A 14517-nucleotide genomic window follows, 5' to 3' on the forward strand; every position below is an offset into this window, starting at 1 on the left:
TTTTGTTCACTCTCAAGCATTAACACATGAAAAAGCTTTTCCTATTTGTATTATTCCTTTTTTTGACCAATCTAGTATTTTCTCAAGACTCAAAGAGCGATTTTTGGTGGAAACGAAATAACCTCCGAGTAATCCAAACCAACCTTCCTGCTTATGAGGCTGCAACCCTCAATCCAGATTCTTTAGTAAAAGATTTGATAACTTTTTCTGCCAATACCTTAATCATCAATGCTGGAGGAATTATGGCATTTTATGATACCAAGCTAAATTTCCACTACAAAAACCCGTGGATGAAAGATAATATGTTGAAAGAAGTAGTACAGAAATGTCATCAGCATAATATCAAAGTTATCGTTCGTTTTGATTTCAGTCGAGTACATGAAAGTATCTATAAGGCACATCCAGATTGGTGTTATATCTCCCCCAAAAATGAGCGAATAATCAATACTGATATGTATGTAGTATCGATTAATGCTCCGTATGTGCAGGACAAAGCCTTTAAAATTATTGAGGAGGTAATAGATTTTTTCCCGATAGATGGTATTTTCTTGAATATGCCGGGCTATCAAGTAAATAACCCTTATGAGGGAAAATATCAAGGAATTGACCAAAATGAATACGATAAAAAACGTTTTGCTGAATATAGTAATGGATTGACTTTACCGACTGTAGAAGACAAAGCCGACCCTGTTTTTCAAAAATACTTGGCATTCAAAAAAAGTACGATTGAAGATTGGTCAGAGAAACTGCACAAACTGGTAAAGTCTAAAAATGAACAAATTGCTATTTGCACTTATTTAGATAAACACGTTGATATTATTCGCCACGAATCTCAGACCAGTAATTTACCTTATTGGCCTTATACTGCCTCTGATAATGTGAATAATGCCCGAAACTCATTTCCAAACCACATTATAAGTAATAGTAGCATTCAACAAATATCCTTTCAGTCACGCTACAATGCCGCCGAGCCAGAAGAGGTAAGCATTAGACTTTATGAAAATATCGCTAATGGTTCGGGCTTAGATTTGAGTATGATGGGAGATATGCGTGGGTATGAAGACGAAAGGAATTTCCCTGTTTTCAAAAAGATTTATGCTTTTCATAAAAAACACGAAGCTTATTTTGGTAATTATACCTCTGTAGCCAAAATAGCTTTGATTGCCCCAGGTTCTTGGCCAAGTGGTGACCCCATGCAAGAATACAGAGGTATTCAATTGATGTTGAAAGAAGCTCATATACCATTTGATATTATTGAAGATGCTCAAATAGCGAATTTAGCTGAGAAAGTAAAGCAATATCAGTTGATTATCCTTCCAGAAATTACCTATCTCAAGCCAGAAGCTATACAAATTCTACAAGAAACTAGTAGTGCAGGCACCAATTTGATAGCGACGAATCGTACATTTTTTGATAGTCCCGAAACGTTACAAAGCTTGTTTGGGGCAAAAATCATTAATAAAGACCATGAAGGGTCAGGGTTTTATTTAAAACCAGATAATGCTGACGTTTTTAAAAGATTCAAATTGCAAACGATGTTGTTCTGGAAATTTAATTTAGGGTTATACGATTTTTCTGGAGCAGACAAAACCTTTTTGCCTATTCTAAGCAAAGGCAGACCCGGCCCGCCAGAAATAATTGGAGGACACGAGCCAACCAATTATTTTGCCATGGCCATAAAAGAATTTCCTAAAAGTAAAGCAGTAATTTTGCCTATTAATCTGGGTAAATTATATTATTTGCATGGATATGAAGAACATAAAAATATATTGTTGGATGCCATAGATTATATTATGCCCCAAGCCACGGAATTAGTACAAACCGATTCCCCCGAACGCATAGAAGTAATCTTGCAGGAATACCGAAAAAACATCCCAAATAAAGTCTCTTCAAAAAATACAGATGGACTAATTATGCACTTAATTAACCTGACGGGTTTTAGTGGTAATTCGTATTTTGATGCGTTACCTGTGTACGAACGTTCTTTTAAAATTAAGACCAGCTTTAGACCTACCAAGGTATATTCTTTGAATACTAAAGCCCCTATAAAATATGTTTGGAAAGAAGGCTTTATCAGTTTTAAATTAGCTAAGATAGGAGAGTATGAGGGAATTGTGATAGATAAGTGATGTTATGATTTTTGAGAGATAAAAACTTTTCAATGCTGTGGTTTGTTGAATATGTATCAGCAAACCATTTTTATTAAAAAGATTTGCTGAAAATTTTATTTATAAACAAAACCATAATCATGTTAAATTTTGATTTTCAGAACCCTACTAAAATCCTTTTTGGAAAGGGACAAATAGCCTCAATTACCAAAGAAATTCCTGCTGATGCCACTATTTTAATGACTTACGGTGGAGGAAGTATTAAAACCAATGGCGTTTACGAACAAGTAACCAAGGCTTTGGCTGGTAGAAAAGTTATTGAGTTTGCGGGTATTGAGCCTAACCCAAGCTATGAAACCCTCATGAAAGCCGTAGAAATCATGCGTGCTGAAAAAGTAGATTATGTACTAGCTGTAGGTGGAGGTTCGGTAATAGACGGTACAAAATTCTTGGTAGCGGCTGTAGATTATCAAGGTGACCCTTGGGAGATTTTAACAAAGCCAGTTCGTACTACTAAAGCAATGCCTTTTGGAACTGTATTAACATTACCAGCTACAGGTTCAGAAATGAATTCAGGGGCAGTTATTACTCGAAAATCTACTCATGAAAAACTAGGCATGGGTGGCCCAGGATTATTTCCAAAATTTTCTGTACTTGACCCTGAAGTAATCAAAAGTATTCCACATCGTCAGCTTTTAAATGGGATTGTTGATGCTTATACCCACGTGTTAGAACAATACCTTACCTATCCAGCAGGGGCTTTGTTACAAGACCGTTTTGCTGAAAGTATTTTACAAACCTTAGTTGAGGTTGCCCCTAAAATTTTGGCAGACCCTAGCGATTATCAAGCGGCTTCTAATTTTATGTGGAGTTGTACGATGGCATTGAACGGTTTGATTCAAAAAGGCGTACCTACCGACTGGGCTACACATGCCATTGGTCATGAACTGACGGCTTTGTATAATATTGATCATGCCATGACATTGGCGATTATTTTCCCGAATTTATACCGTGTACGCTTCGAGAATAAAAAGGATAAATTAGCACAATACGGACAAAGAGTCTGGAACATTACCGAAGGAACTTTGGAAGAAAGAGCCAATGCTGCGATAGACCGCACAGTAGCATTTTTACATGAATTAGGGGCAAAAACTCGTTTGTCAGAATACACTGACGATTATGCCAAATCAGCAGATTTTATCGAAAAACGTTTTACAGAAAGAGGTTGGAAAGCCCTCGGCGAACGTAAAGATATTACACCAGCTATTGTGAAAGAAATTGTTGAGTTGAGTTATTGATAGTTGTTAGTGATGAGCTTTGAGGTTTTTCAGTGGAAATCTCAAAGCTTATACTTGACTTAATCGAAGTATTTTTTCTAACTCTTAATAATCCTACCATCCTCCATCTCAATAATCCTATTAGTTCTACTGGCAAAGCTTGGGTCATGCGTTACGATAAGCAGGGCTTGGTGATACTCGGTGGCTAATTGTTGAAAAATATCAAAAACTACTTCTGTATTCTTTTTATCAAGGTTTCCAGTGGGCTCGTCGCCCATTATAATCAGCGGGTCGTTAATTAAGGCTCTGGCAATGGCTACTCTTTGCTTTTCGCCACCCGAAAGTTGTGTAGCATTTTTCAAAGCTTGTTTTTCAATTCCCAACTTTCTTAGGTGTTCCATCGCTCGATGTTCTAATTCTTCCTCCGAATATTTATTCAGCTTTAGGCCTGGCAACATTACGTTTTTTAATACCGTAAATTCATTCAATAAATAATGAAACTGAAATACAAAGCCAATCTTTTCATTACGCACTCGGGCTAAGTCTTGCTCTTTTTTGCCTTGCATACTAATGCCATCTATCAACAATTCGCCTTCATAGTCTGTATCCATCGTAGAAAGAATGTATAACAACGTAGATTTGCCACAGCCTGATTTCCCGACGATAGAAGTAAACTCACCTTTATTGATAGAAAAGTTAATGTCCTTCAATATAGGGATTGTTACGGGGTCATGAAAACTTTTGTTGATGGCTTTTGCCTCAATGATGGTCGAGTGTTGCATGTTATTTTCCTCTAATAATGTCCACAGGGTCAATTTTACTTGCTTTTCGGGCAGGAAAAAGTCCAGCGAAATAGGTTGTGATTAACGAGAAGGATATTCCAATTAAGTAAAATTTAAGATTATAATTGATTGGATAGGTCGTTACGGTAGGTAAGGCTGCTGTATTGAATGGAATTTGGTCGATGATAGAAGAGAGCAAAAAACCACAAACCAAACCCGTAATTCCACCAAAGAATCCAATACTCAGGGCTATTGTAATAAAGATTCTGTTCACATTCTTGCCCGAAAATCCCGTTGCTTTTAAAATGGCAATAGTATCCATTTTCTCATAAATCATCATATTCAAGATATTGTATATCCCGAAACCTGCCACAATCAGTAAGGTGATACCAACGGCATAAGAAATCAACGTGCGTATAGAACTCCCAGTTTCAAACTGCGAATTGGCAGTTTGAATATCTTCGGCATCGGTATTGAAAATATGCGCATACTCCTTGCTCAAGGCAGGAGCCTGTTTCATATCTTTTAGCTTAACTTGAATGTCTGTTATATAACTATTGGTTTGCCCTAATAATTTCTGTGCCGTTTTTATTGATGCATAGCTTTGTACTTTATCAATTTCTACAATACCCGATTGAAAAAAACCAACGACTTTCAGTGGGAAACGCTCACCTTTTGGAGTGGTAATCTGGATAACATCACCAATTTTAGCCAACATTTTATCTGCTGCTCCCTTTCCAAGAATAATACTATTAGGTACATTTTTTAAATCAAGTGACGAGCCCTCTGTAACGTAGTCTTGAAAGAAAAATAGTTTGCTTTCGGCTTCTACATCTATACCATTTACTACACCAGTAATATCGATATCCCCGATGTTATAAAATACTTGAGCTGTCATTTTGGGTGAAATGCCTAATACTCTATCATCATTACGGAGTGCCTGCATGATGAGCCCATTATTACGAATTTCAATGCTATTGCCACTAGGTTTAATAGAACGAATAAAATTATGATAGGCTTTATAACGTTCTGAAATATCAATAGGTTGGTTTTTATTGGCTTTGATTTCATTAAAAAGCCTAACGTGTGGGGTACGATTTAGGATTAAATTGTCTAATAAGTCGTTTAGACCGTTCATAAATCCTAGCAGCGTAATGAACATCGTAATACTAAAAGTAACACCCACAGCCGCTACTAGCGTTTGTCGCCAGCGAGCTAATAATAATGATTTGGCTATGCTGATGATGAGTTTTGCGTTCATTTGGCAGGTTTTAAAATGATGTCTTGTGCGGTTAAACCTGAAATGATTTCTACAGACTGATAATCTTTTAAGCCTATTTTTACTTTAACTTTCTCATTTTTTTCATTCAGTACATAGCTATCATCTACCAAATAGTTCCTAGGAATGGTCAATGCTTTTTGTTTGGTCTGAATGATAATATTTGCTTCTACAGTTAGGTTTGGATACAATAGTTTTGGTTGCTTGGTAAAGTATGCTTTTACCGTAAAAGCCCTCGTTTTTTCATTCATCAAAGGGTCTATTTCATACACTATGGCCTCAAAAGCTTTGCCTTGGTAACTATCCATTGATACCATGATTTTTTGCCCAATTTTTACTCTTACTACATCATCTTCATCTACTTGTAGTTCAAGACTAAACATATTGGCATCACCTATTACGGCTATGGCAGTCTGCAAATTAACCATTTCACCTTTTTCTTTTTGAAGACTATAGAGCCTACCTGTATATTCACTCTTCAACGTATAGTCTGCTTCCATTGTCTGGCTAATGGCTAGGTTTTTCTTTGATTGCGCCGCTGAGAAATTCACTTGCCGTTTTAGTTCTTTATACTTCAAAATAGCTGACTGGTAGGCTGTTTTAGCATTTGAATAGGCTAATTCCCGTTGTTCAAGCTCTACTTTTGTACCTATTTGTTGAGCCCAAAGGTTACTTTGACGAAGAAACAACAGCGAATCACTTTGAAGTTTTTTATGTGCCAAGTCTATCGCAATACTCAAATCTTTCAATTTATCAGCATTGGCATTTATAGCAGTATTTTCAACTATCAGTGCAGCATTTTCAGTATTTAATTTGCTAGTTTGATTAAATATTTTCATCAAAGGCTGTCCTTTCTGTACAAAATCTCCCTCTTTTACATACAACTCATCAATAATACCGTTTACTTTAGAAAATACCTGATATTGATTTTTACTTTTCACGATTCCTGAAGCATACACCGATTCAGAAATATTCATTACCTCTGGTTGAGTTTGTTCTTGTGTTTTTTTGCAAGAGAAGAGTAGGAGGGAAAGAAATAGAAAATATATTATTTTCATGTGTTTGTGATTAGAAATATACTCAAGAAGATGTGTTTCAGTGAATTATCAAAAGTACCGATTTAGTTGTAGAAAAGAAACAGGTGTCTGCTTGAGCGTGGAGAACTTTGAGGTTTTTGATAGAAGAATGCTTGTATAATTTACCTCTAATCAATATTAGTTAAGTATTTAGACTTGTCCCTTTTTTCAAAAGTGGACAAGTCTTCACTCTGCACTGTTAAAATGATGTATTTTAAATGCCCAAGACAACGCTACATTTTTAGCCCTACTTTTAATTTCAGTTGCTTTTTCTCCTTCAAAATATTCGTTGACGGTAGCCTCAAAAAGCTCAAGCCATGTATTAAAATGCTGTGGATTTAGTGGGTGTTGATTGTTAATTACAAGGTGTGGACGAAGTGGATGTCCTTCATAACCTTCTCTATTGAATAAAATCATCTCCCAAAAACTATACATTTTAGGTAAATGTTTTTCCCAGTTTACTTTGGCTACCTCATCGAAAATATAGCCTAAAGTATCATTATTGCGTATCTTATCATAAAAACTATTGACTAATAGTTCAATGTCTTCACGGCTTTCTAAGTCTTTTTTCATGGTATTATTTAGTGAGTTAGTGAATTGTGAATTAGTGATTGTTAAATTTTGTCTTTCAAATAGAGTCATTAAAACATTCACTAAATCACAATTCACTCATTCACAACTATCATTTCACTACTAATTTACCCAATTTATGGTAAAATGGTGTTTTGCTTTTTTCATCTTTGGGCTGATATTTTCCTTGAACAATCGGGAAATACATCACTCTTCTGCGTGATTTTTCACCTGTAAATGGACACACCTCTACTCTATGCCAAAGGTCGCCATCGTGTACGGTTAAATCGCCTGCTTCTATATTTAAACCAACTTCGTTTTTATCAGGGTTATGGTCGATGAATTGTTTTTTCAAAAATAACACTTTCATCTTATTCAATCGATGTGTACCCGGTAAAACTCTTAATCCTCCGTTTTCCATCGGGCAATCATCCAAATGTGTACCTACGTTCAGCATTTTCAGAATTTTTTGTCCTAAAAACAAATCTCGTGGGCTATCGGTATGCCAACCCATTTGCGAAAACTTACTGTTATTAGCATTTACATAATGATTAAAAACCAAACCATCTTTTTCATCTTCACCGATGCGATTGGCATTGTTGGGAATCAATGTAAGTAAAGCCTTTAAACGAGGGTCTTGTAAATACTCATGCAAGATAGCACTGTGTTGTGATAAAAAGCATAAACGCTGAATCATAGGATTACCCTTTTCATCCTTTCCGAATTTCAGGGGTATTCCGTTCATCTTATCGATGCCTGCCGTAAGCCATTCTTTTTCTACACGGTGAGCCTCATTTTTAAAAGCCTCAACGGCTTCTTTTGTAATAAAATTTTTGAAATGAATAAATCCATATTGGTCGAAATACGCTTTTTGTTCAGGAGTTATTTGTTCACCAAGCGTAAATGTTTTTGCCTCAAAGTCCATATGTTATTAATTGTGAATGAGTGAGAGTTAGTTGTGAGTTAGTGAATTGTGAGTTAGAGACTTTAACTAAAATCACTAACTCACAATTCACTAACTCACAACTGATTTTACATATAATTCAAGTCGTTATTGCGTTTTAGTTTGATGATGTGTAATAAATTCAGCACTAAGATAACTGGATAAGTAGGGTCGAATTCATGCCATTTGATACCAAAATTGGCTCTACCACCTAATTTATGGTGATTGTTGTGGTACGATTCTCCCATCATCAAGAAATCAAAAGGTAATAAGTTTTTAGCAGTGTCATTTACTTTGAAATTGACATAACCATATTTATGAGCAAACCAGTTGATGATTACCCCATGAACAGGCCCCATCAAATAGTGGATGGGTAATAAGGCATATTCCCAAGCATGTGTAGCAAATTTCATATAAAACAAAGTGTACAAAACACCCCAAGCAATTCTTACAAACCATTTATCTCCTAGTTTTTCAACCAAGGCATAATAGGGAACACCCTTCAAGAATTTAGGCTCAATTCCAGCACGGTCGTTCAATACGGCATTGTAATAATCCTTCGTTTTCCACATCATGTGGAAAAGATTGTCTGAATAACTTGGTGAGTGAGGGTCTTTTTCTGTATCGGCATAAGCATGATGCAGACGGTGCATAATACCATAAGCTTTTGGACTTAAAAATGAAGAGCCTTGAGTAATAAAAGTAAACCAGTAAAAGAATTTCTCCCAACCCTTAGACATCGTGAACATCTGATGTGCTGCATAGCGATGTAAAAAGAATGTTTGTGAGAATAATGATAAGTACCAGTGTGCTACAAAGAAAATTAAAATTGCCATATAAGTTTTTTTTACAAAATTATGGCAAGCGCTAGGCTTAAAATATGATAAAAATCAGTGGAGATACTGAGGATGATTAACAATAGCATGATTTTGATCACTCACTATCTTTAATTATTTCATTGATGTTCGAAGCTTTAATATTGGGTACTCAGAAAATATTTGAATATTAATTGACCAAGCCTTATGTGCTTTAGAACTTAATAGCTTTATTTGTTGTAGTTGGTTTGAGCCTCAGAACCGCGTTACATTTTGATAACATTTGATATGTCAGTAGAAAAGTTAGATTATACAAGTCGTGCAAGGAGAATAACTTTTAAATATCCCTTATTCACCCATTTATCTATCCAAATAAATTTTTGGATTATAGCACATCTATTCTTCGGAGCCATCAATTATTTACTTGTCCGTTCGCTTTCTTCTGAGTTCGTACTTGTGGTGCAAAATTCTATATTTTCTAATTTTATTCTGGCACTCATCCTTGGTGTTTTGTACGGTACATTTTTTGGAATGATAGAATATTATTTAGAAAATAGTTTTTTCAGAAGCAAATCTCTCGGCAGAGTCTTCATCCTAAAGGGGATACTTTCTTTTATTGTTTTTCTAATACTTTTCTCTATCATCAGGTTTGTGCTATTTGAACGCATGATTGCCCCGATGTTTAATGCAAATCATATAGAGCTCAATGACCAGTCATGGAAGTATATCTTTTGGTTGTTCTTTATTTACACTTTTTTCATGAATCTTTTCATCAGTTTTATTAACCAGATGAATAAAAAATTTGGACCAGGGGTCTTATTACCGCTTTTGCTGGGAAGGTATCGCTCGCCGAAAGAAGAAGAAAGAGTATTTATGTTTATGGATTTGCAGTCGTCAACCAGTATTGCCGAAACCTTAGGACATATTAAATACAGTGCTTTTATTCAACAGAGCTTTATGGATATTAATTATGTAGTACCTGAGTTTCGTGCTGAAATTTATCAATATGTAGGTGACGAGATTGTGATTTCATGGGCAAAATCTGAAGGACTAAGGGATTTATCATGCATCGCTTTTTATTTTGCCTGCGAAGCCCAATTCAACAAAAGAGCTGAAGCCTATAAAAATGAATATGGTTTTGTGCCAAAGTTTAAAGCAGGACTTCATTTAGGTAAAGTAACGGCTGTAGAAATTGGAGATATAAAAAGAGACATTGCCTATCATGGCGATACATTAAATACTACTGCTAGGATTCAAAGTGTTTGTAACGACCACGGCAAATATTTATTGGCCTCTAAAGAAATGATTGACTGTGCAAAAGTAACTGAACAGTATGTTGTACAGTCAATGGGTGAAGTTTTGTTAAAAGGAAAGCGGAATCTTGTTGAGATTATGAGCATCGAACAATTTTAGATGCCTGCTAGTTCGTGGATATCTTTTACTTCCAACACCTTTTTTTTATATCCATCCAACGTAGCATTAATCATGGCTAAGCCAACTTGTGTGAGTGTACAAACATAGTTGTGAAACAAGGTTTGAAAGATTGGGAATAACCAGCTGAGATAAGAATAGTAGCGTTGAGTATTTTTTAAACCATCAGTTGGATGAATATAGCCCGGTCTGAAAGCAAAAACATTTTTGAAAGGCAGTTTCATCAAATCGTTCTCAGTCTTGCCTTTTACCCTTGCCCACATACTTCTCCCTTTTTCGGTACTATCTGTGCCCGCCCCAGAAACATAACAGAAAGTCATATCGGGGTTTAATTCACTGAGAATTCCAGCAAAATAGAGCGTAAGTGTATAGGTTAGCTTGGTGTATTCGGGTTCTTTTTTCCCTAAAGAAGTAACCCCTAAACAGAAATAACAAGCATTATAATCAGATAGGTCATCTTTGATAGAAGAAAAATCGTAGAAATCCTGATGGATGATTTCAATCAATTTGGGATGATTGATACCACAAGGTTTTCTGTTTACAACCAAAACTGTTTCAACTTGTGGATGCAATAAGCATTCGTGTAAAACACCTTCACCAACCATCCCTGTTGTGCCTGTAATGATTGCTTTTATTTTTTTCTTCATAATTTCAGATTAATATATCTTTTAAATTACATATAAAAACTTGAAGTATTGCTATAAATGGCTATACTGTTTTAATTAAAGACATAGAAATAACATCTGCCATCATTCTTATGGATTCTGTTGAGTATAAGTGCTTAACGGTTTTTAACAGATTAGTAGAATAGTGATCATCAATATTATAATCGCTATGGGTTCTGAAAACACTAGAACACAGCATCAAATGAAACTGATTATCTCGTACGTCATATACAATCATTGGACTAGTATTGGTGTCATCTACTTCAAAACAATAAATAAAGACAGGGAAATCGAATAAGTTCAGGGCATTCAAACTCGTCATTAAGTCTGCATCAAAATACTCATATTGAAAGAAGGTATGTTCAAACCCTATTTCTTTTAAGTATACTGATAGCTGATTAAGCTTATCCGTCATTATCACTAATGGATTGATGTTAGGGTCATACTGACTAAACGGAAGCCAAGTATCAGTACAAACATCAAGATATTCAAGGCTTGATTTAGCTAAATCTAATTTATAGTCAAACAAGCGATAGCCGGGTGCAAAATAACCAGGGTAAAAATAAGTATGTCCGAGTTTTTTGCAGAACTCCATTTTCTGATACATCAGAAATTTCCCCAAACTGTGTTTTCGATAGTCAGGGTCATAAAAACAAGTAATGCCAGCAGAGGAAGTACTACCTAAATCAAAAAAACCCGTAGCAATTAATGTATGGTGGTCATACACATTCACTTCGTAGGTATTATAAATATCATTCACACCATTGTTGAAGAGGAGGTTTTCAAGATTTGGCGAAGCATCAAAAGCAATATGGCTTCTATATTTTTGAAAAAGGTCTTCATGAGCGCTAGTGAGGTGAATAGGTTGAACCTCGACCCTAAAATCAGCATTCAGTTTATTGAGTTTTTGTTGCGTTTTTGATTTTTCAAAAGTTAGTAAGTTAATTCTTAGCCAGATAGCACTATAAATAGTACCTGAGAATTTTAGAAAATTAGTAGTAAAAATAGTTTGACCCATTCTGAACCATCCATCATAAAGGTAACTATCTAGGTCGTCAGGGTGTATAGAATCAGGAAAGATTAATTTAGCAAACATCTATAAACAGTAAGATTTTAATATAAAACTAACTATAAATATAAGGAAAATGTTTGTTTGATAAAAGAGAGAAGGGAGGGATGCCTGCTAATTAGGTGAGTTTTTAATATTACTTGTTAATTAGAAGAGCTTTATTGTTTGTATATTATTATCACTTCTTAATTTTTTAAAAACGATTAGTAACCCTTACAGGTTTATCAATTTCTCTAATAATACGTCTGGTTCCATTAGGAGAAACTTCAATTAATTGCCCATCCTTAGCAATCATAACCTTATCACCTGATGCAAGCGTTTGCCAATAAGCTTGCTTAGTAGCAGTTTCTGCCAAAATTGGAATCTGTTGTTCTAAATAATCAAGTTCTTGTTCGCCAAGCATATGATAGATGGTTTCGTTAATATGAATTTATCCTTAAACAAATATAAAAACTAAAGCAGATATTAATATGATTATTTGTATTTTAATAAAAACGAAAGTATTCGAAAAAAATAATTAATAAAAGGAGGTTGTTTTTTGAGTAGAATTTTAGTATTTTTTCTTTTTTATTTATTGATATTCTGTGTAAACAGTTTGTTTGTGTTTCATAATTGTTTAACTCAACCCATAACTTATGTTATATTCGTCTTCACGATATGATGAATTAGCCCTTTGGTACGATTTGCGTAATGGGGACGAAGAAGCCTTGGCTACTCTTTTAAGGCTTTATGCGAAGCCTCTGATAAGTTATGGACGAAAAATGATTAGTGACGACGCTGTCATTGAAGACTGTATTCAAGAAGTATTTATACAGCTTTGGCAATACAGATGCTCACTCAAAGAAGATGTTGGCTCTGTAAAGGCCTATATTTTTGCTTCGGTAAGACGGAGAATTATTACAGAAGTCAAGAAAAACACTTTTGCTACTACTCAATACGACAATTCAGCCTCTGATGGATATTTTGATATTGGTTTTTCTATCGAAGAAAAAATTATCCAAAATGAAACCGAACTACATCGTGTAAAAATCATTAATCAACATCTTAATAGCCTTCCAAAACGCCAAAAAGAAGCCATTTATTTAAAATACTTCAAAGAACTCACTAATCAGGAAATAGCTGATATTATGGGTGTTAAGTATCAAACCGTTGGCAATTTAATTCACGAAGCCCTTACTTTTTTACGGACAGTATTTCCAAATGATGCTGTATGGTTAAGCCTACTGATGGTTTATATTAATTAAATATTCCTGCCAGAGGCTTTTGAATGAGCTGAATCTCAGTTGATTGTAAATATTTTTATTTTTTTTATTTAAAAAGCAGTATCAACCTGTTACAGACTTTCTACTGTATATAGAAAGCATATTATTATTTTATGAAAAAATATAATGATTATACGATAGATGATTTTGTCCTTGAACCAACATTTGTTCAATGGGTAAAGAATGCAGGCTATAAAAATCCTGACGACTTTTGGACTATGTGGGTTAATGAAAATCCTCAACAATATGCTATTGTACAACAAGCTACTGACTTTATCCTTGCTACTGCCTTAAAAGAAGAATCGGTGAGTGATTTTCAAGTAGAATTATTAGTCAATAAAACCCTGAGTATCATTAATACAGCAAATAATAGCACATCTTTTCCAGTAAGAATTTTCCAAAGTAGGGAATCACTTTTAAAATTGGTTGCGTCGGTAGCGATATTTCTTACCATTGGGTTAGTGGCTTATCTATGGCAGAAAAATATTTCACAAGAACTTTTTGTCAATAAAACCAATCAGAAACTGATTGAGAAACAAAATTTTACAGCTCAAAAAATGCCAGTGGAATTGCCAGATGGCAGTACCGTACTTTTGCAACCGAACAGCACAATAAGTTTTCCTGAAACTTTTGAGCAAGCTAGCAATAGAGAAGTTTATTTAAAAGGACAGGCTTTTTTTGAAGTAGTTAAAAATGCTAATCATCCCTTTTTAGTGCATGCCAAAGACGTTGTAGTAAAGGTATTGGGAACAAGCTTTACAGTACAAGCTTTTTTGAAATCTACGAACGTAAAAGTGGTGGTGAAAACAGGTAAAGTAATGGTTTTTCCGAAAGAAGATTCCAATGTTGATAATACCGCCAATATTATCACATTATTACCCAATCAGCAGGTAATTGTGAATAATGAAAACCATAGTGCTAACCAGTCGAATGTTAAACCTGAGCAAATTTTAGCGATTACTTCTAGCAGTACGCCGACGCTGGAATTTAATGACACGCCCATTAGTGATATCTTTCAAACACTCGAAAAAGCTTATGGTATTGCTATCTATTTTGACCAAAAACTACTGGCAGATTGCTCGTTAACGACAAGCCTAGCCGACGAGCCTTTATTTGAAAAACTAAAATTGATTTGTGAAGCAATAGGGCCAAATTCTCGTTTTGAAGTAGTAAACGAAAAGATTATTATTCAATCACGAGGTTGTAACCAATAAAATAAGACATGCTATGCTTTTTCCTT

The 14517-nt window shown here is 34.9% G+C and carries 14 protein-coding genes; 5 read left to right on the forward strand and 9 right to left on the reverse strand.

Going from position 1 to position 14517, the window contains the following annotated elements:
- Window positions 1–26 precede the first annotated feature (26 nt).
- Window positions 27–2129 carry a family 10 glycosylhydrolase gene (locus J2Y60_RS04095; protein WP_309913661.1) on the forward strand — a complete coding sequence of 701 codons (2103 nt, stop codon included), beginning with the start codon at window positions 27–29 and terminating at the stop codon, window positions 2127–2129.
- A gap of 119 nt (window positions 2130–2248) precedes the next feature.
- Entirely contained in the window at window positions 2249–3406 is a 1158-nt protein-coding gene (locus J2Y60_RS04100) for an iron-containing alcohol dehydrogenase (protein WP_309913664.1), read from the forward strand.
- A 77-nt stretch (window positions 3407–3483) separates the two neighbouring features.
- On the opposite strand, the gene J2Y60_RS04105 is transcribed toward J2Y60_RS04100, so the two are convergent.
- The 6 genes from J2Y60_RS04105 to J2Y60_RS04130 form a co-directional block, all read right to left on the reverse strand.
- Window positions 3484–4167: an ABC transporter ATP-binding protein gene (locus J2Y60_RS04105; protein ID WP_309913666.1), complete on the reverse strand. Its 684-nt coding sequence runs from the start codon at window positions 4165–4167 to the stop codon at window positions 3484–3486.
- Between the two features lies 1 nt (window position 4168).
- On the reverse strand, window positions 4169–5428 hold the full coding sequence (locus J2Y60_RS04110) for an FtsX-like permease family protein (RefSeq protein WP_309913669.1): 1260 nt from the start codon (window positions 5426–5428) through the stop codon (window positions 4169–4171).
- Complete coding sequence (locus J2Y60_RS04115; RefSeq protein WP_309913672.1) at window positions 5425–6504, reverse strand: efflux RND transporter periplasmic adaptor subunit; 1080 nt, start codon at window positions 6502–6504, stop codon at window positions 5425–5427. Before J2Y60_RS04115 ends, J2Y60_RS04110 begins: the two co-directional genes overlap by 4 nt.
- Before the next feature lie 204 nt (window positions 6505–6708).
- The gene (locus J2Y60_RS04120) at window positions 6709–7095 is read right to left on the reverse strand and encodes a group III truncated hemoglobin (RefSeq protein ID WP_309913674.1); all 387 of its coding nucleotides are present in this window, start codon (window positions 7093–7095) and stop codon (window positions 6709–6711) included.
- Between the two features lie 109 nt (window positions 7096–7204).
- On the reverse strand, window positions 7205–8017 hold the full coding sequence (locus J2Y60_RS04125) for a phytanoyl-CoA dioxygenase family protein (RefSeq protein WP_309913677.1): 813 nt from the start codon (window positions 8015–8017) through the stop codon (window positions 7205–7207).
- A 107-nt stretch (window positions 8018–8124) separates the two neighbouring features.
- Window positions 8125–8871, reverse strand: coding sequence for an acyl-CoA desaturase (locus J2Y60_RS04130; RefSeq protein ID WP_309913678.1), 747 nt, complete (start codon window positions 8869–8871; stop codon window positions 8125–8127).
- A 267-nt stretch (window positions 8872–9138) separates the two neighbouring features.
- Here J2Y60_RS04130 and J2Y60_RS04135 point away from each other — a divergent pair, with 267 nt between their 5' ends.
- Window positions 9139–10263 (forward strand): adenylate/guanylate cyclase domain-containing protein, encoded by a 1125-nt coding sequence (locus J2Y60_RS04135; protein ID WP_309913680.1) that lies wholly within the window; start codon window positions 9139–9141, stop codon window positions 10261–10263.
- On the opposite strand, the gene J2Y60_RS04140 is transcribed toward J2Y60_RS04135, so the two are convergent.
- From J2Y60_RS04140 to J2Y60_RS04150, 3 genes are all read right to left on the reverse strand, one after another.
- Complete coding sequence (locus J2Y60_RS04140; RefSeq protein WP_309913683.1) at window positions 10260–10928, reverse strand: epimerase; 669 nt, start codon at window positions 10926–10928, stop codon at window positions 10260–10262. The two genes, J2Y60_RS04135 and J2Y60_RS04140, sit on opposite strands and share 4 nt — an antisense overlap.
- A 61-nt stretch (window positions 10929–10989) precedes the next feature.
- Window positions 10990–12042 (reverse strand): arginyl-tRNA--protein arginylyltransferase, encoded by a 1053-nt coding sequence (locus J2Y60_RS04145; RefSeq protein ID WP_309913686.1) that lies wholly within the window; start codon window positions 12040–12042, stop codon window positions 10990–10992.
- 166 nt (window positions 12043–12208) lie between these two features.
- Window positions 12209–12418 carry a hypothetical protein gene (locus tag J2Y60_RS04150; protein ID WP_309913689.1) on the reverse strand — a complete coding sequence of 70 codons (210 nt, stop codon included), beginning with the start codon at window positions 12416–12418 and terminating at the stop codon, window positions 12209–12211.
- Window positions 12419–12650: 232 nt separating this feature from the next.
- Here J2Y60_RS04150 and J2Y60_RS04155 point away from each other — a divergent pair, with 232 nt between their 5' ends.
- A complete protein-coding gene (locus J2Y60_RS04155) occupies window positions 12651–13259 on the forward strand; it encodes a sigma-70 family RNA polymerase sigma factor (protein ID WP_309913692.1) in 609 nt (202 codons plus the stop codon).
- 131 nt (window positions 13260–13390) lie between these two features.
- Window positions 13391–14491: a FecR family protein gene (locus J2Y60_RS04160; RefSeq protein ID WP_309913695.1), complete on the forward strand. Its 1101-nt coding sequence runs from the start codon at window positions 13391–13393 to the stop codon at window positions 14489–14491.
- The last annotated feature ends 26 nt before the right edge of the window (window positions 14492–14517 follow it).

It is taken from the genome of Arcicella sp. BE140 (genome assembly GCF_031456255.1).
GTDB lineage: Bacteria > Bacteroidota > Bacteroidia > Cytophagales > Spirosomataceae > Arcicella > Arcicella aquatica.